This window comes from Cupriavidus sp. GW821-FHT07C08 (assembly GCF_059419025.1).
The window spans coordinates 1-24,869 of record NZ_JBWKQZ010000030.1; the positions used below are offsets into that span (position 1 = coordinate 1).

Sequence of the window (24,869 nt, forward strand, 5' to 3'; positions counted from 1 at the left end):
GAGGTGGTCGTCACGCTCCTGCACCTATATCTGCAGCCCGATAATTATTAAAGCCATTTGCGGGATGTTGTACTAGGTTGCTACTGAAAGAGATTCTGATCGATTGGATTGATATCCATCCAGCCTCTTCTGATTTGCTCCCTTTGTCGTTGCTCTGCCGGCAACGGGGAGCCACGTCTTCATACTACTGGGCCTGTGGACGGCGGGTCTTTTGACCGTGGCGAGGCCTGGACCGATATCGGTCGTGTTTCGCTAGTGATATGCGTCATAAATAATGCAACTTAATGGCGATCAGTGAGTCTGCTTTATATGGAGGGCGAACTCATGAGAATCGCGGCACAGGTTGAGGTAAGTGAAGCACAGCGCAAACAGCTAGAAACGTGGGCTACGAGCCGGACGATCGCGGTGAGGCTTGCGGAGCGCGCCAAGATGATCTTGCTCGCAGCGCAGGGCAAAATGGATAAAGAGATCGGCGCAGAGCTCGGTGTCTGGCGCGGCACAGTAGCACGCTGGCGAGCGCGATTTATAGCCAACGGACTCGCGGGGATCGAGCAAGATGAGGCGCGGCCGGGACGAAAGCCGAAGATTTCCGCGCGCAAGGTCAAAGCCATCGTGGCACTGACAACCCAACAGCGTCCGGATAATGCGACGCATTGGAGTACGCGAAGTATGGCAGCGAAGGCCAGCGTCAGTGCGGCGAGCGTGCGGCGCATCTGGCAGGCGCATGGACTCAAGCCGCATCGAGTGGCGAGCTTCAAGGTGTCGAACGATAAACACTTTACCGAGAAGCTGGAAGACATCGTCGGGCTGTATCTCAATCCACCCGAACACGCATTGGTCTTCTCTTGCGACGAGAAGTGCCAGATTCAGGCGCTTGACCGGACCCAGCCAGGCCTGCCGTTGAAGCCAGGTCGCTGTCAAACGATGACTCACGACCACAAGCGTCATGGCGTGACGACCTTGTTCGCGGCGATGAACACCCTCGACGGAAGTGTCATTGGTCAGTGCATGACAAAGCATCGACACCAAGAGTGGCTGCGCTTCTTGCGGCAGATTGATCGAAGTACGCCCAAGGACCGCGAGCTCCATTTGATCGCTGACAACTATGCAACCCACAAGCACCCCAATGTGCAAGCGTGGCTCGCCAAACACCCACGATTTCACACGCATTTCACCCCCACCAGCGCCTCCTGGCTGAACATGGGTCGAACGCTTCTTTCGTGACCTCTCAGAGAATCAATTGCGGCGCTCGGCTTTTCACTCGGTACCCGAATTGGTCAGCACCATCGAGCAATACATGGAGAGGCACAATCGTGATCCGAAACCGTTCATCTGGACCGCCAAAGCTTCTGACATCTTGGCGAAAGTCACGCGTGCCCGGGCAAAGCTGAATAAGATGCAATCCGTTTGACGCACACCACTAGACGGTGAAGTGTAGTTTGGCGGCTCGCGCGCGACGCCGTTGCGGATAGGGGCGCATGCGCGAGGAGAATAGCCGAGTTGTAGGAATTTCAGTGGAAACGGCATCAGGCCGGCCCTACCATGTCCATGAGTTGAATCCTGTCTAGGCATTACCAATACAAGTCCGAAATACGGCAGCCGTCAGATCGGAAATTTTTGCGGAGCGTATCACGCATTTTCAGGCATGCGCAGCGCGCTGAACCCATTGATTCAGGCTACATTAAATGATCACTAGTTCGAATGATCCCGACCGACTCAGCGTCGGTTATTTTTTCCCGTCTGGAAAGACAAACTTCGTCTATTCGGACGAAGCCGCGCGCCGCGTGCCGGAAATGCGGCGAGGACCGCTGCTGGAGCTGGCGCGTACAGCAGAGGACGTCGGGTTCGACTCGCTGTTCATCGCGGACAACTGGTCGGGACATCAGCGGGTGGCCGAGCAGTTCGGGCACCAGTCGCCGGCGTTTCATGCACCACTTCTCGCGATGGCGCTGTTGACCGCCACCGACCGCATCGGGGTGATCTCCACGTTCCATACGACTCACCACAAGCCTGCCCATGTCGCGCGCATGGGCGCGACGCTCGATGCGTTTAGCGAAGGACGCTGGGGATGGAATATTGTGACTGGATTCAGCGCAGACGAAGCGGCACTATTCGGCGAGGAGTTTGTTGACCACGACAAGCGATACGAGATGGCGTCCGAGTTTGTCGATATCGTCAAGCGCCTCTGGTCAGAAGTCGAGCCGATAGACGTCGATGGGCAGTACTATCGCGTCAAAGGGAGATTAAAGGTTCCACGCCCCGTACAGAAACCTTATCCGCGTCTGGTTTCTGCAGGAGCATCGGAAGCCGGCATAGCGTTCGCCGCGCGTCATTGCGACGACCTCGTGACGCTGGCCAACAGCCTGGAGGGTCTCAACAAGGTGGGAACCCGACTTGCGGCACTCACGGAGAAGCACGGCCGCTGCGTGGGGCTGTGTCCATTCTCCCTTGCGATGATTCGCGACGAAGAGGGCCGGGCGCAGGAGGAGTTCGACGGCTTGCTGAAGAGCCTCAACGTGGACGCGACGAGGGAAATCGCGGCCGACGTGCTGGGATCGATCGAGTCGGCACGTTCGATGTTCGACAAGATCGGAACCGACGAGGCCGCCGTCGCATTCGGAGGCGGTGGGTCAGTGCTGAAGCTGCTCGGAACGCCACGGCGAGTTGCCGAGCAATTGATCGACCTGAAGGCAAACACCTCGATGTCGAGCATTTTGATCAATTTTCCGCTCTGGAGCCCGCAAGAGCTTAGAACCTTTACGAAGGTACTTCCCTATTTGCGAGAAGCCGGGATCTGGAAGCATCCTTTGGAAAGCGGCGCCGCACGGTGATGGGGGCAGCGACGCCCGAAAGTCGCTTATTAACCAGATAGAGGTCATCGCGATGCACTGCGCGAGCAATGTACGTTCGATGCAGCTTCGTGCCGCTACTTCAGTCAGCACGGAGTACAGGAGACAGGGGGAATATTGATGAGCGGTTCGAAGGACAACGAATCAAAAGCGGTGTTTTTTTCCACCGGCCGACGTCCGCGTATTGCTTTTGTTCAGGCTTGCTGGCACCGCGAGATCGTTGACCAATGCAGGGCGTCGTTTTTAAATACCATCCAGCAGCATGGCTATTGCCTTGAAGACATCGACACGTATGAAGTGCCCGGAGCGTACGAGCTGCCATTGCATGCCAAGCGACTCATGCAGGCCGGCCGGTACGACGCCGTCGTCGCCGCGGGTCTCGTGGTCGATGGCGGAATTTATCGCCATGAGTTTGTTGCCCAGGCGGTGATCAACGGATTGATGCAGGTTCAGCTCGAAATGGGAAAGCCGGTTTTCTCGGCGGTTCTCACTCCGCACCATTTCCATAACGGTGAAGAGCATGTGGCCTTCTTTCGTGAACACTTCCTTCTGAAGGGAGCTGAGGTGGCAAACGCTTGTGCGGAGACGGTGAGCAAGCTAGCCGCGTTGGCGGGGCCGGCTGCTTGATGACCTCGTCCTCGATTCGCAAGCGTGGCCACGCGTGCCGCCCCCGGTGATATATCCCCTATCGATTGCGGCCCATCTAGCGGCTCTACGGCTGTCCGAGGAATCAACAGTCACTCGGAGTGCGACCTCTGCCGGCAAGTGTCGAAACTCCTGGGCGATTGGCCGCCCAAGATTCGGCTGTCTGAACCGGGCGGTCGCGCAGCTCTAGACGCTTCCCACGAGGCGCCGCGCATGCTGGCCGGCGGCAAAGCGGTGAACATCGCTGGGCTGGTTACGACAGCGGCCATGGCCAGCAAGGCGACGGAATCCCAACGGGGTCCGATCGGTTCTCCTCCAAGGCTGGGCCCGTCGTCGCAAGCCGATAGGCTGCCGACAGCACTCTGCTGGCCGAGCGGTGACAGCTCCCTCCCCCCCGCGTGACGGGGCTGTAAGGGTTTTCTCCCCTCCCTATAATTTTTGATGAGCCATCAATTTGTGCTAAATTAGATTTCAATTGATGGTGCATCAAATCATGCCGCCCCCGGCATCGATGCCTGTTCCCCGCGTGGGGAAGTGCCTTCCTCATTCCACGAAGCGCCAAGGCCTGGAGCGCACCTGAAAGGTCATTACCACCGGCGGAAATGTAAGCCGGGTTGGATCAGAAAAACCATGGAGGAGAGGGCAATGAAGTCAGCAGTGTTGCGCGGCGGGGTAGCGCTGGTATCGCTTTCGGCAACGGTGTTTGGGATGTCCACTGCCGAAGCATTCAACGGCATTTATCTGTCTGGTAGCGGTCCCATGAGTTCAGGCATGGGTGGCGTCTCGATCGCCCTGCCGCAGGATGCAACGGTCGCGGCCGACAATCCCGCAGGCATGGCTGAGGTGGGCTCGAGAGTCGATGTGTTCGGCTTCGTGCTGCCCATCGCTGCGGATTCGACATTCGGATCGCCCGATAACCACCTGTATTCCCGGGTCATCATTCCGTCGCCGGGACTAGGGGTGAACTACCAGATTGCCCCGCAGTGGACCTTTGGTGTCGCAGTCACAGGGGTGGGCGTTGCCTCCCACTATGGTGAGCCCGTGCTTCCCGTGCCTGGTGCGCAGGAGGCCAAGACACACCTGGCGATCGTCAACATCAGTCCCACGGTCACATACAAGCCGCTGACCAATCTGTCCGTCGGCGCATCCCTCGTGGTCGGGGTTCAGCAATTTCGCATCAACGGTATTCTGGCGCCGGACTCGACGGGAGCATTGCAGCCTGTTCCGAGCCACGGCAATTCCTGGGCAGGCGGCATTGGCGCGGGCTTTGGTGCGCTATGGACACCCGTGTCCATGGTGTCCCTTGGCCTGAGTTATTTCACCAAGACGCGATTCAGTGCGCTTTCCGGATACAAGAACGATGTGCTCGCGGAGAGCGGTGGGCACATCGACAGTCCGGCCCGGTACGGCGCCGGCATTGCGGTCCGACCGCTCCCTCGGCTGACGCTCGGACTGGACTACCTTCGTATCGAATGGTCGAAAGCAGCCGGGTACAACATGCCGTCCAGTTTCGACTGGCATGACCAGAACCTCGTTCGATTTGGTGCAGCGTACGAAATTGATAGCCGATGGACAGTGCGCGCCGGCTATAGCGCCGCAAGTTCCTACTTCGACTCCGACCACACGCTCGCCAACGTGTACGGACCCGGCATCAGCACCCGTGCCGTCACCGCAGGCTTCACCTACGCCATCGACAAGAAGAGCGCAATCACCGGCGCATTCGAATACGGAATACCGCGATCCATTGCCGGAACCGGGCCAAGCACCGGCACTAATATCAGTTCGAATTACCAGGCCTATACGCTCGGGTACACCTACAAGTTCTAAGACTCGTCGGGCGTTGCGCGGCGAGACTTGCCGGTCCGTCGAGCGCGTTGGGGCGCGTTCGGCGCCAGCCATTCCTCGAAACCGGTAAGCAGCAATTGCATGCCTGCATCGAACGTCGTAGGGCTGTCCAGTTCGGCAAACGCGCCCGCGAGGTACGAGGCGCCCGGAATGCTTTCGCTGTCGAAGCCAGACACGTATCCGATAATGAAGTCCTTGTGCTCCGCCGGCGCCTGGTGATGGGCGCTCTCGGCGGCCATGCTTGTCACGAACAGCATTAGCAGGTGATAGGCCATCGCAGCCTGGCCTTTCGTGAAGCTGCCCTGCTGGAAAATCCGGCCCACATGATCGAAATAGGCGAGACCGTAGTCTGTTTCGCCGGGCTGCACGCGCTGAAACAGACGGAATCGGTTCTGCGTGGCGATATACGTTGCCAGTCCGGGCCAGCGCGCGTAGGACTCCAGGCCTGACCGGGCGAGAGCCCGAAGGTCGACCCGCCAGTCACCGACGATGGGAGGAAGCGATGCAAGCCGGTCTTTCATCGCCGCATTGATCACTGTGCTTAACAGGTCGCTGCGATTCCCGATGTAGTAGTGAATCAGTCCGGTTACGACGCCAAGTTCCCTTGCCACCCGGGCGATCGACACCTCGTCGATCGACTCGCCTTGAGCGATCGCCACGGCGCAGTGGATCACTGCGTCCCGCGATAGCTCGGGGCCGCCCGAGCCGTCGCCCTTTGGGCGGCGTCCAGCTCGCGATGGCTTTGTGGGGGTGACTTCACTGGCGTTCTGCTTGGGTGTCCTCATGGCATCAGGGTAAACGAGAGAGGGTTCAAATTTTATTTGACGACCCATCAACTCTAGCACTAATCTTCAGGCACAGAATTGATGGTGCATCAAATAACGCGGCGTCTCGAAGCAGAAGCTCGAGTCCAGAAGTCAGACGGAGTTAGAATGAAGTTGCAGAATCGAGATGGGAAAGTAGCGGTTACCGCAGGTTTGCGCGGTGCATCCTGGAACGCAGCGCGGATGCCTTCGACCTACGCCACTAAGCCCTATCCGTTGATCACGGCCGACGGCCAGGCGACGCTTGGCGTACTGTTTTCGCGGGGCGCAGAGCGCAAGGTCGTCTTCATCATGCATCCGCGCGAATTTGTCCTGACGCACTACCTCGTGCCCGAGGTGCTGGCTGCGGGATGGGCCTGCTGGGTACAGGCGCCGCGCTCCATCGGAAACGATCTGCGTCTGGAGCACGAATTCGCATTGCATGAGGTGGCGGCGGGGATGCGGCAACTGCGGGCCTTGGGTTTCGAGACCATCGTTCTCCTTGGCAATTCGGGTGGCGCGGGGCTGTTCGCGTTCTATAACCAGCAGTCGATGCTGCCACCCGATCAGCGCATCGCGCGTACCCCTGGCGGCCGCCCCACGCAACTGCTGACGGCGGACCTGCCGGGCGCGGATGGGGTGGCGTTGGTGTCGCCGCATCCCGGGCAGGGAATCCTGCTGATGAACGCCCTCGACCCTTCGGTGACGGACGAGGCGGACCCGTTTGCCTGCGATGCGGCACTGGACCCGTTCAGCGAGGCCAACGGCTTCCGCCATCCACCCGAATCGTCAACCTATCTGCCGGACTTCCGTGCGCGCTATCGGCAGGCGCAACGCGAGCGCGTGGCGCGGCTTGACGGGCTCGCACGCGAAGCCATCAATCGCCGCCAGGACGCCAAGGCTCGCAACAAGTACTCGCCGGGCAGGCAGGACAAGCTCGTGGCCAGCCACGGGTTGATCTTCCAGGTATGGCGCACGGACGCCGACCTGCGATGCTGGGATCTGTCTCTCGACCCCTCCAATCGCCTGGTGGGATCACTTTGGGGTGCCGACCCCGCTGTATCGAACTACGGCAGTGTCGGCTTCGGGCGCCTGGTCACGCCGGAGTCCTGGCTGTCCACCTGGTCCGGCCTGTCGTCGAACGCCACTTTCGAGAAGTGTGCCGACTCGATCGAGCAGCCGACGTTGCTGATCGAATACACCGGCGACAACTGCGTGTTCCCCACGGATGTGGCGGAAATCTTCGTTTCTATCCGGAGCGGGGAAAAGACTCATGTCCGCGTCCGGGGCAACCATCACGGCCAGTCGTTGGAGGAGGGAGAGCCATCCGGGCAGGTCATCGCGGGGCACCACCTCGGGGAATGGCTGCGCGCAACATTCAATTAAACAGATCGAATGGAGACATCAGTGACAAATCCGACGCATCCCAGCGCACCGCGAACGCCGGGCGTTGCCGCCCCGCTGCCAGGCGTGGTCTACCCGCCGCAGAAGGATCTGGAACGCTACGTTGCCGAAGGCGTGCTCGGCTTCGAGACGCTGGTCGACGGCTTTCGCAACGCGGCCGCGAAGTATCCCGCGAACGTCGCGCTGCTGGGGCCGCGGCTGCGAATGACCTATGCCGAGCTGGACGCAAAGACCACCCGCCTCGCGGCCGCCCTGCTGGAAACCGGACTTGTGCCGCTCGACCGGGTTGTCTTCCAGCTTGGCGACAGCGAACAGCTAGTCATGGCCTTCCTGGCTTGCCTGAAAGCCGGCCTGATTCCCATCTGCACGCTCGCGGCGCACCGGGAGCGGGAAATTGGCTACCTGGCCAATCTCGCGGAAGCCAGGCTGCATATCGTGCAAGGCGACGATCCCAAATTCGATGGCATTGCGTTTGCCCGTAAGATGCGCGATGCCACGCCCTCGCTGAAATGGATCCTGCAGGTGCGAGGCGAGCCGCAGGACGGTGTGCTGCACCTCGAGCAACTCATCGACTCGGTCAGCGAAGCACAGGCCGTAGCGCGACTCGGCGAAGTGGTGCTCGACCCGTTCCAGGTCGCGATGTTCCAACTTTCGGGTGGGACGACCGGCGTGCCGAAGATCATTCCCCGATTCCACAACGAGTATCTCTACAACATGCGTGCGGTAGCCGACTGGCTTGGCTATCGGTCGGACGATGTCCTGTTCATGCCGCAGCCGATGGTGCACAACCTCAACATGGGTTGCTGCTTCGGCCCGATTCTGATGAGCGGCGGCACGGTGACCGTCGCCCCGGATCTACGCCCGGAAACGCTCATCTCGCTGATCGAAACTACCCGGCCCACGTGGCTCATGCTGGGCGGGCCGATCATTGCTCGCATCGAATCCGCGCTCAAGGGCGGACGTATGGACTTGTCCAATGCGCGCGGCGTGATCTCGGCCAACAGCGCGCCGAAGCTCCGTGCACTGTTGGGCGTGCCGGTCTATCACATCTTCGGCATCACCGAAGGGGTGATCATGTTCACCCACCCGGACGATCCGGCGGAAGCGCTGGATACCGCCAACGGCAGGCCTGTAAGCGCGCTGGACGAAGTGCGCATTCTGGTTCCCGGCACAGAGGAGCCGGCTGCGCCCGGCGAGATCGGGGAGCCGGCCTTCAAGGGGCCATACACCATCCACGGCTATTACCGGGCCGAGGAACGCAATCGCGAGACGTTCACCAGCGACGGCTACTACAGGTCGGGCGACCTGATGCAGGCAAAGCGCATCGGCGACAAGACTTACTACGTCTTCTGCGGTCGGCTGAAGGACCTGGTCAGCCGTGCGGGCGAGAAGATCAATTGCGAGGAAGTCGAAATGGCCGTAGCCGGGCATCCGGCCGTGGCTGCCGTCGTCGCCGTTCCCTATCCCGACCCAGTCTACGACGAGCGGCTGTGCGCGGTTCTTATCCTCCGCGAGGGGTACGACGCCCCGACCGTGCAGGCTTTGGGCAGCTACCTGCAGGAATACGGCCTGGCGAAATACAAATGGCCGGAACGCATCGAGGTCGTCTCCGAGTTCCCGCTGACTGCGTCCGGAAAGCTCAGCCGGCAGGGACTACGTGACCACGTAGCCCGCCTCATCGTCCCGAATAGTTGACCGAGTAGGAGATTCAAATTGGAAAGCAAACAGCCTGTACTGAACGGCGTCCACCACACCGCGCGGCCTACATGGAAGCTGCGCGAAACCGTCGAGTTTTACCGCGACAAGCTCGGACTGCCGCTGGTCCACGCGATCTCGGCGCGCGGCTGGGGCCCGTCGAATCACCCGGATTTCCTGCACTTCTTCTTCGAGAGCGGGAAGGGCAGCACAATCGCCTTCTTCTATTACATAGATACGGAACAACCCGACTACACGCGAGCCGTGGATGACTACCGCTTCCAGGCCACGCATACCGCGTGGGCCGTGGACACCTACGAAGAACTTCTGGCGTGGCGTGCCAGGCTGGAGGCCCAGGGCATCCCGTTGATCTACCAGATCCGTCATGAATTGATCGAGTCGATCTACTTCAATGACCCGAATGGCTACTACCTGGAAATCACGCTCCAGGAGCGGCCGATGACGGCGCTTGATGGCGAGGACGCCGCGCGGACGCTCGATGCAGCGATGGCGATGGAAGATGCTATGACGAACGGCACGGAAGCATTTACCAGCATCGACCAGGTATGGCGCCGCAAGGCGCGTGGAATATGCCACGACGACCGTGACGCGTCGGGCGAGGCACTGCTCTACGTACTCGACGTGCCTGAGTTCGAGCCGCTCGTCGCGGCCGCCCGTGAAGATAAGCGCTGCAGCGTCGAAGGACCGACGGATGGCTACTGGCGCGTCCGCTCGCCGCAAGGCATCGTCTTCGAGCGCAAGGCACTCGGCTTCGTGCCGGCGCTGTGGAATGCCTCGCTGACAGGTGGCTTCGGCGGCGACGTGAAGGTCTTCGACCGCTATCGACTGGAAATCGTACCCGGGAGTCAGAAGTGAAAGTCGCCATCTTTGGAGGAGGGCCGTCTGGCCTGTATCTTGGGCTGCTGCTCAAGCGTCGCGCGCCGGCATGGCAGGTCGAAGTCATCGAGCAGAACTTGCCCGACGCTACGTTCGGTTTTGGCGTGGTGCTGGCGGACTCTGGCCTGCTGCAGCTCCAGGATGCAGACGAAGCCTCGTATCGGGCGCTTTGCGACGAGATGCGCTACAACGAGCGTCAGATCATCGTGCAACGCGAAGTGCCGATCGAGATCGAACTGAACGTCAAGGGCGGCGCAATTCCGCGGCTCAAGTTGCTGCAGGTCCTACGCGACGAAGCCTTGACGGCAGGCGTTCGCATCCATTTCGATGAACGCATCGAGTCCACCGAGGACCTCGATCGGCTTGGCCTGGCGGATGCCGATGTCGTGGTGGGTGCGGATGGCATCAACTCAGTGATCCGGCGGCAGTTCGCCGATCACTATGGTACTACGCAGCATTCCCTGACCAACCACTTCGCGTGGTTCGGAACGAAGAAAGTATTCGAATCGCCAGCCCTTGTGTTCCGCAAGTATGCCGGCGGGCATTTTGTCGCTCACTACTACGCCTACTCGGATGAGATGAGCACGTTCGTCGCCGAATGTGACGACGCCACTTGGCTCAGTGTCGGACTGGACAAAATGAGCGACGACGAGCGGCAGGCGCTCTTCGAGAAGATTTTTGCGCCTGAACTGGACGGTCATGGGCTCGTCTCCAACAAGTCGAACTGGCGCCAGTTCCCCGTCATCCGCAACACCCGCTGGGTCTACGGCCGTCACGTGCTGATCGGGGATGCGCTAGCCAGCGCGCATTTCTCCATCGGCTCCGGAACACGCATCGCCATGACAGACGCTAGCGCCCTCGCCGATGCCCTGCTCCGTAGCGAAGGCGACGCCATTGCTGGCCTGGCGGCCTTCGAACGCAACCACGCGCCGCAGAAGGCCAAGCTGATCGCAGCGTCAGAGCGCTCGTACATGTGGTACGAGGACATCGCCAAGTGGATGGAGGCATACACGCCAGAAGAATTCGTGTACGAGTTCATGACGCGGACCGGCCGGGTTGATGATGAACGGCTGCGCAACGAGTTTCCGGCCCTGATGCAGCGACTCGCTGCGGCGTCGAGGGCCACATGAACCGCAGCGTGGAATACGTGCTGTCGGAGGCGCCATTCGTAGTAAGGCGCACCGTCAGGTGGGCCGACTGCGATCCGGCCGGCGTGGTCTATACCGGCCGCTTCACGGAGTACCTGCTGAGTGCGGTCATGCACTTCACGAACCACCTTGGGTTCGGGCCGGACCTCCCCGCCAACGGGAAATCCGGAATCGGCCTGCCGTGCAAGCACATGTCGCTCACCTTCCACGTGTCGCTGTATCCCGGCGACGTGGTGGATCTGCGTGTTGGCGTCGGGGAGATCCGCGAACACACCTTCGATATCGTGGCGGAGGCGTTCCTGGCCGACGGACGCCTGGCCTTCGAGGGCCGCTTCTCGCCGGTCTGCATACGCGGTGATGTGCGGGAGCGCACGCCCATTCCGGAAGTCCTGCGCAGAGCGCTTATTCCGTATCTGACGAATCGAGAGAACTAGCATGCCCCACAGCACCTATCGCATCGGTCAAATCGTACCGAGCTCGAACACGACGATGGAAACCGAGATACCGGCGATGCTGCGCGCCCGCGAAGCTATCCGCCCCGAGTGCTTTACCTTTCATAGCAGCCGCATGCGGATGCACAAGGTCACTCGCGAGGAACTCGAGGCAATGAACCGGGAAGGGCTGCGCTGCGCGGCGGAACTGGCCGACGCGCGCGTCGACGTGATGAGCACCGCCTGCCTGGTGGCCATCATGGCGATGGGCAATGGCTATCACCGTGACGTGGAGCGCGAACTGACGCGCGTGGCCCGCGCCAACCATTGCGAGGCGCCGGTGATGACGTCCGCAGGCGCGCTGGTCGAGGGCCTTCGCATCATGGGAGCGAGGAGGATTGCGCTCCTGGCGCCTTACATGCGGTCGCTGTGCGACCGAGTGATCGAGTACATCGAAGATGAAGGTATCGAGGTTGTCGATTCGCTCGCCTTCGAGATTCCTGACAACCTGGAAGTCGGGCGGCGAGACCCGGCGCGGCTGATCGAGGACGTGAAGCGCCTGAATATCGCCAACGCGGATGTCGTCGTGCTCTCGGCGTGCGTGCAAATGCAGTCGCTGCCGTCGATCCAGATCGTGGAAGACCACATCGGCATTCCAGTGACGTCCACCGCGGTCTGCACGGCCCGCCGCATGCTCGACCATCTCGGTCTCGACCCGGTGGTGCCGGGGGCGGGGGCGTTGCTGTCGGGGCGCTATCCGAACGCGCCGGTTGCGGCAGGGGAGGGCGTGGCATGAGAGAAGCCGTCATTGTTTCCACCGCACGCACGCCGATTGGCCGGGCTTTCCGCGGCGCTTTCAACAGCACCAAGTCCCCGACGTTGATGGGACATGCCATCCGGCACGCCGTCGAGCGGTCGCAGGTCGATCCTGCACGGATCGACGACGTCATTGTCGGAACCGTACTCGCTGCCGGCACCGCTGGCTCGAACGTCGCCCGCCTGGCGGCATTTGCCGCCGGGGTCCCGCATACGGCGAGTGCGCAAACGATCGATCGCCAGTGCGCGTCCGGGCTGATGGCGATTGCCACGGCCGCGAAGCAGATCGTGGTGGATGGCATGGAGGTCGTCGTGGCTGGGGGCCAGGAGAACATCTCCGCCGTTCAGAACCCATATTACAAGTGGGTGTACGCCGAAACGGACGCCAACGTGGTGCGCTTCGCCGAGCATGCGTATATGCCGATGCTTGAGACCGCGGAGTTCGTCTCGCGCAAGTATGGCGTCTCGCGAGCGCAGCAGGATACGTATGCGCTCCAGTCGCAGCAGCGCACCGCCATCGCCCAGCGCGATGGTCTGTATGACACCGAGATTGTGCCGATCACGGTCCAGATGTCGGTCACCGACAGGCAGACCGGCGCGATCACGCAGCAGACGACCACCTTGTCGCGCGACGAGGGAAATCGTCCCGACACGTCACTGGATGCGCTTTCCGGCCTCCAGTCGGTGATGACCGGCGGCAGTGTCACGGCGGGCAACGCGAGCCAGCTCTCCGACGGCGCCAGCGCTTGCGTGCTGATGGAGCGAGGCGCGGCGGAGCGCGATGGTTTGCGTCCGCTCGGCGTCTACCGGGGCATGGCAGTGGCGGGTGTGGCGCCGGAAGAAATGGGTCTCGGTCCTGTGTACGCGATCCCCCGACTGCTCAAGCTTCACGGCCTCACCGTCGACGACATCGGACTCTGGGAGCTGAATGAGGCGTTCGCCTGCCAGGTCCTGTACTGCCGCGATGCGCTTGGTATCGACCCCGCGCGTTTCAACGTGAACGGCGGCGCCATCTCGCTTGGGCATCCATACGGCATGACCGGCTCGCGCCTGACCGGGCATGCACTGATCGAGGGCAGACGGCGTGGTGCGCGGTACGTCGTGGTGGCGATGTGTGTCGGTGGCGGGATGGGTGCGGCCGCGCTATTCGAAGTGTGCTAGCGACAGCGGTCACAGCCCGCGTCAATAAAGGCAAATAAGGAAGGCGCCATCGCCTTCGGGAGACAACCTCATGAAATCGGAATCCATGCTTGCTGCGGAGTGGGACTCGCAGGACGCCCCTGACAGCAGTCTCGCCAGGGCCGGGAAGGCGCTGCTCGTGCTGGGCGCGGCGATCGGCATGCTGGTCGGCTTCTCGGCAGCCTACTTCAGCACACTGTCGCTCTTTCTCAAACCGATTGCGGCCACCTTCGGATGGGGACGTGGGCAGACGTCGGCAATTTCGGTGCTCGCGCAGCTCGGCCTCGCGGCGGGCGCGCCCTTCGTCGGCAGGCTGATCGACCGCGTCGGGGCCAACCGCGTGATCCCGGCGTCCGTCGTGATGTTCTCCCTGGGCATGGCTGCGCTGTCTGTACTGCCGGACAGCATCATGCTCTTCGCAGGCATGAGCCTCCTGCTTGGCGTGGTGGCCGTGGCTACCACACCGACCGGCTATCTCAGTGTGCTGCCGGCCGCGTTCGACCGGCGCCTCGGACTCGCGATGGGCATCGCGATGATCGGCCTGGGCTGCGGCAACGCGCTGATGCCATTGCTCGTCGAGCACTGGATGGCCGAGGGTGGCTGGCGGGTTGCCTATCGTTATCTCGCGGCGACTACGCTGGTCGTGGGATTGCTGGCGGTCCTGCTGCTCTCGCCGGCGGCGGGGGCAAGGCGTCGTCAGCAGGGACTGGAAGCGGCGAACCTGCCAGGCGTCGGGCTGCGTGAGGCTGTCCGCTCGGCTCGATTCTGGGTGATTGTGACCGTTCTGTTCGTGATTTCCGCGGCAGGGCTGGGCGCCATCGTCCACATGGTGCCATTACTGACGGACCGGGGCTTCACGTCGCGGGAGGCTTCGCAGATCGCGGCACTGATCGGCATCGGCGTGATGGTTGGGCGCGCCGGCACAGGACTGCTGATCGATATGGCGCATGCCCCATATGTGGCGGCGGTGGAGTTCCTGATGGGCGCCGCTGGCCTGGCGTTGATCGCCTTGCAGCCCGAGGCCTCCATGGCGGTGGCAGGGACTGGCGCCTTTCTGTTCGCGTTCGCCATCGGTGCGGAAGGGGATTTCATTCCGTTCTTCGTCCGCCGGTATTTCGGCCTCAGGCAGTTCGGGTTGCTCTACGGCACGCTGTTCTTTGTATTCGCGCTCGGCGGTGTCGTTGGCCCGGTGCTGTATGGCCTGGCTTTCGACCGGACGGGCAATTACATGATGGCCTATGCCTGTGCCGCAGCCGCGTGTGTTGTCGGCGCCGTCACGGTGGCACTGCTGGGCAAATACAAGTATGCGGTCGGCACCTGAGACCGACTCAAAGATTTCTTCCAAGGGTAGACGCCGCGATACCTCCGCGGCACATAAGGAGACAGGAAATGGGATTCGTAGTTGGAGTTGATGTCGGCGGTACCTTTACCGACGGCGTTGCGATTGATGCGGACGGGACGATCGTCTCTGCCAAGACGCCCTCCACGCCACCGGACTATTCCGCAGGCGTATTCAATGTACTGGCCTTGCTCGGCGAGCAGTTCGGGCTTTCCCGCGAGCAGTTCCTTACGCGCACGGATCACATTGCGCATGGCACCACGTCATCGCTCAATGCGCTCGTGATGGGGAAGGTACCCCCTGTAGGCTTCATCACGACGAAGGGTCACGGCGACTCGATCTCAATCATGAACGTGGAAGGGCGGTACCTGGGCCGATCCGCAAAGGATCTGCAGAATGTGCTCGGTCACCGTAAGCCACCCCCGCTGGTGACGCGAAATCTGCTGAAGGAAGTCACGCAGCGCATGGACCGCGAGGGCACTGTGCTCGTGTCACTGAACGAGGAAGAAGTACGTGCCGCCGTGCGCGATTGCGTGGCGCAGGATGTCAAGGCTATCGCGGTGTCGCTGCTCTGGTCCTTTCGAAACCCGTCCCATGAGCAGCGCGTGCGGGAGATCATCGCCGAGGAGGCACCCGACATCTATGTGGCGCTGTCCTCGGATGTCAGCCCGCGCATCCGGGAGTACGCCCGGCATGCCACCACGATCATGAGCACGCAGATCGGGCCCGGCCTGCGAGACTACCTGAGTAATCTGGAGTCCGGCTTGCGCAAGGAAGGGCTGGCCGGGCCGCTGTTGGTCATGCAGAGCTCAGGCGGTGCCATTACCGCCGCAGAGGCGCCAGCCACCGCGATTACCACCATCGGCTCTGTTCTGACCGGCGGCGTGGTGGGGGCAATGCAGCTTGCGAAGCAACTCGGCCATCGCAATGTCATGGCCACGGATGTCGGTGGCACGACTTTCCTTGCCGGCCTGATCGTCGATGCAGAGCCGGTCCGCGCCGTGCAGACCATCATCAACCAGTCGCCGGTCAATGTGCCTACCCTGAGGGTGGAAGCTATCGGGTCGGGAGGCGGCGCCATCGCCTGGATCGATGCGGGCGGCAACCTGCAAGTCGGACCAATGAGCGCACAGGCGGTGCCGGGGCCCGCTTGCTATGGCGCGGGAGGCACCGAGCCGACCATCACCGACGCGAACCTGGTACTGGGCATCCTGCCATCGCGCGGCCTGCTGGGCGGGCAGCGTCCCTTGTCGCTGGAACTGGCGCGCGAAGCCATCAAGCGCCGAGTCGCCGACCCGCTCGGACTGAGCGTCGAGGAAGCGGCGGCGGCGATCTACGCAGTACAAAACGCGCAGACGGCCGACTTGCTGCGGAAGATAGCGGTCGAAGCGGGACACGACCCCCGCGATTTCGTCGTCTACGCGTTTGGTGGTGCCGGTCCGGCGCACTGTGCGGCATACGGGGCGGCCGTGCAGGCAAGCGAGGTGCTGGTGCCGCTGGGTCCCGTTGCCTCGGCCTTCTCGGCGTTTGGACTGGCGGCCTCGAGCATCAATGTGATCCGCGAGCTGTCCGACCCGGCGGTGGTCCCGCTCGATCCGGAGCGGGTGGCCGAGAAATTCGCGCGGCTGGAAGAAGCGGTCAGTGCGGTGCTGGCGCGGCAGGGCATTCGCTTTGTCGGCATTGAGCTTCATCGCGAGATCGACATGCGCTACGGCATGCAGATGGGCGAGGTCGCTGCATCGCTCGCGGCAGGCGACGTCACCGCCAGGACGCTGCAGGATGCCGTCGACGCGTTCGAGAGCAAGTACAGCCAGCTCTATGGCGAGGGATCGGGATTCCGTGACGCCGGCATCCAAGCACTGACCTATCGCGTGCGGGGCGAAGGTCTGCTGCCGGTCTCGCCGGAACTGCCCGAGATTGCCGCCGCGAATGGTACGCCGGTGGATGAGGCGATTGCGGAGCGGCGACCGATATGCCTGGACATCGAGCACGGCTATGTTGAGACCCCCGCGTACGACTACACCCGACTCCGTGCAGGGCACGTCATCGACGGCCCCGCCGTGATCCAGGTGCCGACCACGACCGTCGTAGTGCCTCGCGGCATGCGCGGCACCATCGACCGGTTCGGCAACCTGTCCATCAAGACCCAGTCCATCAAGACCAAGGCAGTTTGAACTGCAGGAAGGAGACACACCATGTTGCCTACTATTCCCGGCTCGGAGGCTTTCGTCAGCCGGCCGGTCGCACCCGAGACCATCCTCCGCTCAGTACCACCTTCGCTGCAGATGCACACCGTCGACCAGCGCGTGATCGATGAGCTGCACCCGCTGACCTATGAGGTCATTCGCCACCGGTTGTGGTCGATCACCGACGAAATGGGCGAGACACTCAAGCGGATGTCGGGCAGCCCGGTCGTCAGCGAAGCGAACGACTACGACTTCACGATCAACGACGAGGCTGGCCAGGAAGTCCAGATTGGCCTCTACAACACGATGCTGGCCGGCGCCATCGACCTGGCGATCTACTGGACGTTGCAGAACCGGGCGGACAACCCGGGGATCGAGGACGGTGACATGTTCCTGTGCAACGATCCCTGGATCGGTGGCGGCCTGCACCAGAGCGACGTGGTGGTGTTCCAGCCGATCTTCTACGAAGGCAAGCTGTTTTCATGGACCAGCGCGATCTGTCATGAGCCGGACCTCGGGGGCGTGGCGCCGGGCTCGATGCCCATCGTGGCGCCGGACGTCTTCTCCGAGTCGTTGCCCACGCCCCCGATCAAGGTGGTGCGCAAATTCACGTTGCAGCGTGATATGGCTGACATGTGGGTGCGCCGCTCGCGAGTGCCGCAATTGGTGGGGCTGGATCTGCGCGCCAAGATTGGCGCCAACGCGGTGGGCCGCAAGCGCATGCTCGCCCTCATCGAGCAATACGGCCCTGACACGGTCAAGGCGGTCATGAAGCGCATGATGAACGACGCCGAAAGGCGACTGCGCGACAAGCTGCGCGACGCGCCGGACGGCGAATGGCAGGCAACGAGCTACATGGACCAGTCCTCGGCCGGGGACCGCAGTTCGCACAAGCTGATGCTGACGATGACGAAGAAGGAGGACCACCTGACGTTCGACTTCACTGGTACGGTCGCGCAGACCGGCGTGATCAACTGCACGTACGCGGGCTCGCGCGGCGGCATCATGCTGGCGTTGCTGCCGACGCTGGCGGGCAACATTCCGTGGGCGGCCGGCGGTCTGATGCGATGCTTCGACATCGTCACACCGGAAGGCACGATGAACAATGCCGCGTTCCCGGCTGCCATCAACAAGGCCCCGATCGCGACCGCCTGGGCCATCGGCAACCTGGCCGCGCAATGCCTGTCGCAGATGCTCGACTGTTCCGTGGACCTGAAGGCCAATGTGCAGGCAACTTGCTGTGGCACATGGAATACGGCGGTACTGGCCGGACTCGACCAGCGCGCGAAGCGACATACGCCTTTCGTCGACGTGGTGATGGAGTCGATGGCGGGCGGATACGGTGCAAGGCCTACCGCCGACGGGATCGATACGGGAGGTCTGTTCTGCATTCCGATGGGCAAGCTTCCGGATGTGGAAATGACAGAGCTACTGTACCCCATGATCGTCCTTTGGCGACGCGAGGAGCCGGACTCAGGCGGCCCCGGCCGCCACCGCGGCGGCGTCAGCGCCTCGGCGGCTATCACGCCGCACGGCACGTCGCTGCCGATGGCGCTGGTGCTGTCGAGTTCGGGCATGGCGACCGCGCAGAACCAGGGGTTGGCCGGTGGCCATCCGGGCAATACTGGCCATAACGTTGTGGTGCGGGGCGTCGACCTGGAAGGCATGTTTGCCCACGGCGAGCTCAAGACGGACCTGGCTGGCCTCGACGGCGAAATGGAGATCGCCCAATGCATGACTGGCGGCGAACTGGGGCACGGGGACGTCCTCTACCTGCATTGCCAGGGCGGCGGTGGCTACGGTGACCCTGTGCGACGTGATCCCCAAGCGGTGGCCGCGGACCTGCGTGCCGGCAAGATCAGCAAAGGGATTGCTGAACGGGTCTACGGCGTCGTCGCTAGCGCGGAGGGCGAACCCGACCTGCCGGCTACGGCAGCACGCCGGAGCGCCATCCAGCAAGAGCGGCGCGAGCAGTCGGCACCTGCGCCCGTCGCCTTTAGCGGTATGTTCAAAACAGAGCACGCCCGCCCCGTCGACGACAACCTCGCGCTCGTACGCCACGAGGGAGCGCAATTGGTCGTGTGCCGGCATTGCGGACAGCAATTAAGCGATCACGACAAGCACCTATCTGTTGCGTGCCGCGATTCCGATCCGCTTACGGGTAGTTCCAATGTCCGGGTCGATCCGAACCACTACGTCGATGAGGAAATCGTCTTCCGCGAGCATTTCTGCCCGGGCTGCTGGACGACCCTCCATACGGGGCTGGTGCCGAAGAAGCACGAAGATGTCATTAGCGGACTGAAGAAGCTGGCGGCGGTCGCAGAGGCGTAGCACCGCGATGCGGCAACGGGACGCGGCAGCGGCCGCGTTCCGAGCCGGCACGCGAGACTTGGGAAACCAAAGAAGGGTAGAAGCGATGAAGAGGTTAGAAGGTCGTGTGGCGGTCATAACAGGTGCCGCAGCGGGAATCGGAAGGGCAACGGCTTATCGGTTCGCGAGAGAGGGAGCGTGCGTCGTGCTGTGTGACCGCAATGCGGCGGCAGTTGAGCAGGCGGCTGCAGCGCTGCGAGACACAGGTTCTAAGGCGGTGGGGTATGCACTGGATGTGACGGACCGGAGTGGCGTTGCCAATATGGTCAGCTTGTCGAAGGAGCGGTTCGGCCGCATCGACGTGCTGGTGAACAATGCGGGGATCACTGCCGATGCACGACTGGCACGGATGAGCGACCAGCAGTTCGATGCCGTGATCGACGTCAACCTGAAGGGCGTCTTCCATTGCACGCAAGCGGTCGCCGAAGTGATGGTGGGGCAGGGGAGCGGCGTGGTCCTCAACGCGTCCAGCGTGGTCGGCCTCTACGGAAACTATGGCCAGACCAACTATGCGGCAAGCAAGTTTGGCGTGATCGGCATGACGAAGACCTGGGCGCGCGAACTCGGCCCCAAGGGCATCCGCGTCAACGCGGTATGCCCGGGCTTCGTCGCCACCGATATCCTCGCGACGATGCCGGAGAAGGTGCTCGATGGATTCCGCGCCGCATGCTGGCAGAGCCGCATCGGCTCGCCCGACGAGATCGCCAGCGTCTATGCCTTTCTGGCAAGCGATGACGCCAGCTATATCAATGGCGTTGCGCTCGAGGTGTCCGGCGGCATTTCCATGTGAGCCGGGCATGCAGGGGCGGGATGCCCGGCGTTCCGCCCGGATCGCGAACCACATAACAAGAAGGCGGCGCAACGCGTTGGCGATCACGCGCCGGCCGTCCACAGGACAGCAGGAGCTCCATGAACATTGCAGGTATGAGCGCAGCCGCCTTGATCGGCTGTGCGGGAAGCGCTTGCGCGCAATCCAGCGTCACGCTCTATGGTGTGGTTGATGCAAGCGTTGAGTACAGCACACACGTCGGCAGTGTTCCTGCCGCATCGAACCAGTTCGACCCTGGCGTCGGCAAACAGGTTTATCGGCTCAATTCGGGCGGGTTGTCCGGCTCGCGCTGGGGTATCCGGGGCATAGAGGATCTCGGTACCGGCATGAAGGCAATGTTCGTGCTTGAGAGCGGCTTTGGTGTGGATACAGGCACGCTGCAGCAAGCGGGGCGGTTGTTCGGCCGTCAGGCGTTTGTTGGTCTGCAGAAGGCCGGGATTGGCCAATTTACTCTTGGGCGCCAGTACACATCGATGCTCGAAGCACTCGGGAATATTGCGCCCGCTGCCTATGCCACCCAGTATGAGCCCGTGGTGCTGCAATCCGGCGCGAATTATCGCGAGGACAACACGGTCAAGTACACCGGGCAGTTCGGACCGGTGACCGCGCTTGCGCATTGGTCCTTTGGCGCGGGCGTGGCCCTTCCCGCATCGGTAGGGCTGTCAACGCCGATCGGCGGAAACGGCGAAGTACCAGGGCAGTTCAGGCGGGATACCGCTTATGGCGCCGCGATTGCCTATGCCGGCAAGGCCCTGGGAGCGACGCTCGCCTACGACCAGTGGAATCCCACGATTGGCACCGGAAGCGGCACGGCGAGGAAGGCAGCAGTGGGCGTCAGTTACGCCTTCGGGGATCAGGCCAAGGTCATGGGCGGGTACCGATGGGGCCAGAACAAGTCGCAAACCGATGCTGTGATCCAGCGCGACGACTTCTACTGGATTGGTGCCAACTATCAGGCGAGTCCTGTCGTCAACCTGACTGTCGAGTACAACTACGACAACATCAGGAACCTGTACGGCAGCACGAGCGTTGCAAACCCATGGCAAATTGCCCTGATGGGCAGCTATGCCTTTTCGAGGCGAACGGATGCTTACCTGACCGCAGCATATGCCAAGAACGCCGGCTTGATGATGGAGTCGCTTGCAACCTTCTACGCCAATAGTCTTGCGCTTGGCAATAGCTACGCGTTAGGAAAGGGGCAGCGTACGATGCTTGGCTTGGCGCTGGGTGTTCGCCACAGGTTCTGAGTGCGCCGGGAGACCGGTAAGGAGTAGGTGGTGAAAGTCCACTACGATGAAGGAATAGCTGTCCAATGAAACGGGGCAACCCCAAAGAGCGGCAACTGCTTGTATCGTGAATGGCTGGTTATCGCACCAGTGCCGCCGGTGGATTGTCCGACTGCCGGTAGAGATCAATGGCGCTTTATGGCCGATCTCGGTCCGATAGCCGCCGCGAAACCACGATTGTCTCTGACCGACCCATCTCTGCCGCCCACATTCCCTCTAGCCAACGGCAATTTCCGCGGTACAACGGTCATCCATAGCGCGTCATTGAAACTTAGCGACTACGCTGCATCCGATCGATAGGCGCAAGCAAGCGCCACCTGTTCGGCGGTAACATCGCGCTCAACATCTTACTGACGGCGACCAACACCGTGCTGTCGATCGTCACGATGCCGCTGATCGCCAACTGGGCGATCGCGACCTTCGCCAAGACTGGGCGGGTGGTGCCGTTGCAGTTTGGCAAGGTGGCCGAGGTGGTTGGTATCGCGCTGATCCCAGTGGCCATCGGCATGGTCTCGGCGGCGAAGCCGCCCGAGTTTGCCCGGCGCATTGAAAAGTCGTTCAAGCTGTTCAGCGCCCTCGTGCTCGCGGTGTTCGCGCTGATTGCAATTGCAACGGAGTGGGTTGCGCTCACCCACTCGTTCGCAAGCCTCGGACCGGCCGTCGTGCTGTTCAATGTGTTGAGCCTGAGTGCCGGCTACTTCGTGAGCCGCGCCGCCGGCATGGACAAGGCGCTCTCGATCGCGATCAGCTTCGAGATCGGCATCCACAACGCTGGCTATCTTCGTTGCGCTGAGCGTGCTTGGCAGCCTGCCGCTGGCCGGGCGGCGCGCACTGCCCGCAGTGTAGCCGAGCCGAGGTTCCTCGCGTTTCGGGGGGGCTGCGTCCGGACGTCGCCGATGGTCGAACCGCTCAAAGTCCGGCGCCGGCCGGCCACGCGCGGCCTTCGTTTGTGTAACTTGATGACAGCGACCCCAAGGACTCTGTGTACGAGGACGTTGTCGACTGCATTGAGAGCAGCCAGGTAGCCCTCCAGCACAACCCGATAGCACGCTCGCGCTGGAAGCGCGAAACGCGCATGAATGAGTGCGCAGCGCACCACCGGTGGCTACCCGGGGAAACAGTGGACGCCAAAGGAGCTCCTAAGGATGGTGTTCAAAACTACGTCCACAGCGCTGAGTTGACCGTGTGAGCGTGGCCAAGTGAATTCGAAGAGCGATTCCATCCAAATTCGGCGCCGTAGTCGGCATGAGCCAGTGCGTTGTCGCCCGTGTTTCGGGTCGTCGGCCAGTATCCCAGCCATTCACCCCGTGGCACCGGGCTGAAGTCGATGGCGCATCATCCACAGATTGCTCAAGGCAAACAGCGTATGCGGTTGCTGCGTGTTCTTCATCAAGCCCCGCTGCAAGCCGCGCTGCCGCCCATGGCGGTGTTGTCGGAAAGAGCGTGTCCACTCCGCCCCCGACGATCAACTTGGCGACAGCATTCTCGAATCCCGTGTGGCGGCAAGGTTCGGGCGAGTCGTGCTACTTTTCAAAAGACTCCTTTGGGACCTGCGGATGTGCAAGCTGGAGAAGTGACTAGTGCCTTAGAAGGGCGGATGTAAAGACTGTGAGTTGCCGGGGTGCGGTATCTGGTACCCCGTACGATTTGACTGAGAGAATCAGTGTTCCGTCGGCTGGCTCGACGCCTGGGCGCAGAACGCGGACGTCGCCATGTGGCATGTCAAGCGAGGCGGGTTCTCGCGAGCCCCCGGCGGGAAGGTGTTCCTAGGCGCGCCGCCGAACCGGCCCTGCGCGCATTTCCACCGCGCGGTGCAAGTCCAGGCGCATGCCGAGGAAAAATGCAATCTCCGCGGTCACGAAAAGCGGTCCAATAAGCAAGCCGATCAGATCGTCAGCGAATGCAGGCTTCCGACCTTCGTAATAATGACCGACGAACTGTATGACCCAGCCGAGGACAAACATGCCCATGCCGCAGCCGAGCCAGATGGCGGTTGACTGAGCGGCGAGCGCCTCGCCGCCGAGCACGGACAAGGCCAGCAGCAACGTCATCACGATGCCAAAGCGTAGATCTAGACGCAAGTAGTACAAGGCTGCTGCGGCTGCACCCAGCGTGGCAGGTGATAGGGCGAGGGCGCCCATTCCAAATGTGGGGCGCGAGAGCAGCGTGGCGACCGCCACCACGATCAAGGGAACGCCGAGCAGGTGCGTTGCAATGTTTCGTGTATTACGATGATAGGCAGAATACTTTGCCAGTTGGTCCACCAAGGGGCTCATCACAGTCTCCATAAGTCAGCGACAAGGCCCGATCATCGCAAGAACCTCTTGCGGAAGTCTGTCGACTATCCGACAACGCATCGTCTCCCATGAAGTCAGAATTGCTTCCCTTCAGCGAACGGCTTAGCACCAACCGATGGTTCTACGCCTTGCCCCAACTCCTGCGCGAGCACTTGGTTTCCTCAGCGGAGTTGCGCCGCATGCAGCCTGGCCAGGTGCTTTTTCGGCGCGGTGATCCGCCCTGCGGCCTCTATTTCGTGCTTGATGGCGCCCTGACCGCTGGCTCGGTCGATGCCGGCGGCAAGGAAAGCTTGCTAACTGTGATTGAGCGGGCAACCTGGTTCGGCGAAATTTCCCTCTTTGACGGCTTGCCGCGCACGCATGACGTCGTGGCAGTAGGGAACCCCGTGCTGCTGCACGTGCCGCAGGAGGCGCTCATGAGCCTGCTCGATGCGGAGCCTCGCCATTGGCGGTATTTTGCGCTGCTTATGGCCCAGAAGGTACGGATCGCCTTCATGAATGCCGACGCAGTCAGCCTGCTCAGCGCCGCGCAACGTCTGGCGAGTCGTCTGCGTTGGATTGCCGAGGGATATGGCGGCATGAGCGCAGGCCAGAACAGGATCAGACTGACGCAGGAGCGATTGGCAGCCATGCTGTCGCTTTCGCGACAGACCACCAACCAGCTTCTGAAGGAACTGGAGAGCCAGGGCATCGTGCGGCTGATGGCCGGTGAAGTGCAGATCCTCGATATGGAAAGGCTGCGGCTTGCCAGTGCCGGAGCTGCCGGGACGCTCTGACGCTGCGCGCACGGCTTCCCCGGGTGTTGCGTTGTCGGGTAGCTGACAGACATTAGCTGGCAGGCATGGGAGGA

Annotated in this window: 19 protein-coding genes and 1 pseudogene; 18 read left to right on the forward strand and 2 right to left on the reverse strand. The window is 62.0% G+C overall.

Annotated features, from left to right (window positions below; genetic code table 11):
* Positions 1-324: 324 nt before the first annotated feature.
* From AC07UK_RS29535 to AC07UK_RS29550, 4 genes and pseudogenes are all read left to right on the forward strand, one after another.
* Positions 325-1,411: pseudogene (locus AC07UK_RS29535) on the forward strand (IS630 family transposase).
* Between the two features lie 274 nt (positions 1,412-1,685).
* On the forward strand, positions 1,686-2,831 hold the full coding sequence (locus AC07UK_RS29540) for an LLM class flavin-dependent oxidoreductase (protein WP_494687009.1): 1,146 nt from the start codon (positions 1,686-1,688) through the stop codon (positions 2,829-2,831).
* Between the two features lie 138 nt (positions 2,832-2,969).
* Positions 2,970-3,476: a 6,7-dimethyl-8-ribityllumazine synthase gene (locus AC07UK_RS29545; protein ID WP_494687010.1), complete on the forward strand. Its 507-nt coding sequence runs from the start codon at positions 2,970-2,972 to the stop codon at positions 3,474-3,476.
* 663 nt (positions 3,477-4,139) lie between these two features.
* Positions 4,140-5,321 (forward strand): OmpP1/FadL family transporter, encoded by a 1,182-nt coding sequence (locus AC07UK_RS29550; protein ID WP_494687011.1) that lies wholly within the window; start codon positions 4,140-4,142, stop codon positions 5,319-5,321.
* Here AC07UK_RS29550 and AC07UK_RS29555 read toward each other — a convergent pair.
* On the reverse strand, positions 5,318-6,124 hold the full coding sequence (locus AC07UK_RS29555; protein WP_494687012.1) for a TetR/AcrR family transcriptional regulator: 807 nt from the start codon (positions 6,122-6,124) through the stop codon (positions 5,318-5,320). The two genes, AC07UK_RS29550 and AC07UK_RS29555, sit on opposite strands and share 4 nt — an antisense overlap.
* Positions 6,125-6,271: 147 nt before the next feature.
* Between AC07UK_RS29555 and AC07UK_RS29560 the strand changes: the two genes are divergently transcribed.
* The 13 genes from AC07UK_RS29560 to AC07UK_RS29620 all read left to right on the forward strand — a co-directional run bounded on the left by AC07UK_RS29560 (position 6,272) and on the right by AC07UK_RS29620 (position 22,747).
* A complete protein-coding gene (locus tag AC07UK_RS29560) occupies positions 6,272-7,528 on the forward strand; it encodes an alpha/beta hydrolase (RefSeq protein ID WP_494687013.1) in 1,257 nt (418 codons plus the stop codon).
* 21 nt (positions 7,529-7,549) lie between these two features.
* Positions 7,550-9,241 (forward strand): AMP-binding protein, encoded by a 1,692-nt coding sequence (locus AC07UK_RS29565; RefSeq protein WP_494687014.1) that lies wholly within the window; start codon positions 7,550-7,552, stop codon positions 9,239-9,241.
* Between the two features lie 18 nt (positions 9,242-9,259).
* Positions 9,260-10,117: a VOC family protein gene (locus AC07UK_RS29570; protein ID WP_494687015.1), complete on the forward strand. Its 858-nt coding sequence runs from the start codon at positions 9,260-9,262 to the stop codon at positions 10,115-10,117.
* The gene (locus AC07UK_RS29575; protein WP_494687016.1) at positions 10,114-11,268 is read left to right on the forward strand and encodes an FAD-dependent monooxygenase; all 1,155 of its coding nucleotides are present in this window, start codon (positions 10,114-10,116) and stop codon (positions 11,266-11,268) included. Before AC07UK_RS29570 ends, AC07UK_RS29575 begins: the two co-directional genes overlap by 4 nt.
* The gene (locus AC07UK_RS29580) at positions 11,265-11,720 is read left to right on the forward strand and encodes an acyl-CoA thioesterase (RefSeq protein WP_494687017.1); all 456 of its coding nucleotides are present in this window, start codon (positions 11,265-11,267) and stop codon (positions 11,718-11,720) included. The genes AC07UK_RS29575 and AC07UK_RS29580 overlap by 4 nt, the downstream gene beginning before the upstream one ends.
* A gap of 1 nt (position 11,721) precedes the next feature.
* Positions 11,722-12,513: a maleate cis-trans isomerase family protein gene (locus tag AC07UK_RS29585; RefSeq protein WP_494687018.1), complete on the forward strand. Its 792-nt coding sequence runs from the start codon at positions 11,722-11,724 to the stop codon at positions 12,511-12,513.
* Positions 12,510-13,694 carry an acetyl-CoA C-acyltransferase gene (locus AC07UK_RS29590; RefSeq protein WP_494687019.1) on the forward strand — a complete coding sequence of 395 codons (1,185 nt, stop codon included), beginning with the start codon at positions 12,510-12,512 and terminating at the stop codon, positions 13,692-13,694. Before AC07UK_RS29585 ends, AC07UK_RS29590 begins: the two co-directional genes overlap by 4 nt.
* A gap of 70 nt (positions 13,695-13,764) precedes the next feature.
* Entirely contained in the window at positions 13,765-15,033 is a 1,269-nt protein-coding gene (locus AC07UK_RS29595) for an MFS transporter (RefSeq protein ID WP_494687020.1), read from the forward strand.
* A 68-nt stretch (positions 15,034-15,101) separates the two neighbouring features.
* The gene (locus AC07UK_RS29600) at positions 15,102-17,225 is read left to right on the forward strand and encodes a hydantoinase/oxoprolinase family protein (protein WP_494687021.1); all 2,124 of its coding nucleotides are present in this window, start codon (positions 15,102-15,104) and stop codon (positions 17,223-17,225) included.
* Between the two features lie 21 nt (positions 17,226-17,246).
* Positions 17,247-19,568 (forward strand): hydantoinase B/oxoprolinase family protein, encoded by a 2,322-nt coding sequence (locus AC07UK_RS29605; RefSeq protein ID WP_494687022.1) that lies wholly within the window; start codon positions 17,247-17,249, stop codon positions 19,566-19,568.
* Positions 19,569-19,653: 85 nt separating this feature from the next.
* Positions 19,654-20,397, forward strand: coding sequence for a 3-oxoacyl-ACP reductase FabG (gene fabG / locus AC07UK_RS29610; protein WP_494687091.1), 744 nt, complete (start codon positions 19,654-19,656; stop codon positions 20,395-20,397).
* A gap of 119 nt (positions 20,398-20,516) precedes the next feature.
* The gene (locus AC07UK_RS29615) at positions 20,517-21,683 is read left to right on the forward strand and encodes a porin (RefSeq protein ID WP_494687023.1); all 1,167 of its coding nucleotides are present in this window, start codon (positions 20,517-20,519) and stop codon (positions 21,681-21,683) included.
* A 407-nt stretch (positions 21,684-22,090) separates the two neighbouring features.
* Entirely contained in the window at positions 22,091-22,747 is a 657-nt protein-coding gene (locus tag AC07UK_RS29620) for a bile acid:sodium symporter family protein (protein WP_494687024.1), read from the forward strand.
* A 741-nt stretch (positions 22,748-23,488) separates the two neighbouring features.
* Here AC07UK_RS29620 and AC07UK_RS29625 read toward each other — a convergent pair.
* A complete protein-coding gene (locus AC07UK_RS29625; RefSeq protein ID WP_494687025.1) occupies positions 23,489-23,998 on the reverse strand; it encodes an Mpo1 family 2-hydroxy fatty acid dioxygenase in 510 nt (169 codons plus the stop codon).
* A gap of 89 nt (positions 23,999-24,087) precedes the next feature.
* Between AC07UK_RS29625 and AC07UK_RS29630 the strand changes: the two genes are divergently transcribed.
* Entirely contained in the window at positions 24,088-24,795 is a 708-nt protein-coding gene (locus tag AC07UK_RS29630; RefSeq protein ID WP_494687026.1) for a Crp/Fnr family transcriptional regulator, read from the forward strand.
* The last annotated feature ends 74 nt before the right edge of the window (positions 24,796-24,869 follow it).

Coding starts and splice junctions, on each gene's coding strand:
- AC07UK_RS29560 (WP_494687013.1), top strand. CDS start 6,272: ATGAAGTTGCAGAATCGAGATGGGAAAGTAGCGGTTACCGCAGGTTTG.
- AC07UK_RS29555 (WP_494687012.1), bottom strand. CDS start 6,124: ATGAGGACACCCAAGCAGAACGCCAGTGAAGTCACCCCCACAAAGCCA.
- AC07UK_RS29580 (WP_494687017.1), top strand. CDS start 11,265: ATGAACCGCAGCGTGGAATACGTGCTGTCGGAGGCGCCATTCGTAGTA.
- AC07UK_RS29615 (WP_494687023.1), top strand. CDS start 20,517: ATGAACATTGCAGGTATGAGCGCAGCCGCCTTGATCGGCTGTGCGGGA.
- fabG (WP_494687091.1), top strand. CDS start 19,654: ATGAAGAGGTTAGAAGGTCGTGTGGCGGTCATAACAGGTGCCGCAGCG.
- AC07UK_RS29625 (WP_494687025.1), bottom strand. CDS start 23,998: ATGAGCCCCTTGGTGGACCAACTGGCAAAGTATTCTGCCTATCATCGT.
- AC07UK_RS29605 (WP_494687022.1), top strand. CDS start 17,247: ATGTTGCCTACTATTCCCGGCTCGGAGGCTTTCGTCAGCCGGCCGGTC.
- AC07UK_RS29630 (WP_494687026.1), top strand. CDS start 24,088: ATGAAGTCAGAATTGCTTCCCTTCAGCGAACGGCTTAGCACCAACCGA.
- AC07UK_RS29540 (WP_494687009.1), top strand. CDS start 1,686: ATGATCACTAGTTCGAATGATCCCGACCGACTCAGCGTCGGTTATTTT.
- AC07UK_RS29595 (WP_494687020.1), top strand. CDS start 13,765: ATGAAATCGGAATCCATGCTTGCTGCGGAGTGGGACTCGCAGGACGCC.
- AC07UK_RS29585 (WP_494687018.1), top strand. CDS start 11,722: ATGCCCCACAGCACCTATCGCATCGGTCAAATCGTACCGAGCTCGAAC.
- AC07UK_RS29545 (WP_494687010.1), top strand. CDS start 2,970: ATGAGCGGTTCGAAGGACAACGAATCAAAAGCGGTGTTTTTTTCCACC.
- AC07UK_RS29600 (WP_494687021.1), top strand. CDS start 15,102: ATGGGATTCGTAGTTGGAGTTGATGTCGGCGGTACCTTTACCGACGGC.
- AC07UK_RS29550 (WP_494687011.1), top strand. CDS start 4,140: ATGAAGTCAGCAGTGTTGCGCGGCGGGGTAGCGCTGGTATCGCTTTCG.
- AC07UK_RS29590 (WP_494687019.1), top strand. CDS start 12,510: ATGAGAGAAGCCGTCATTGTTTCCACCGCACGCACGCCGATTGGCCGG.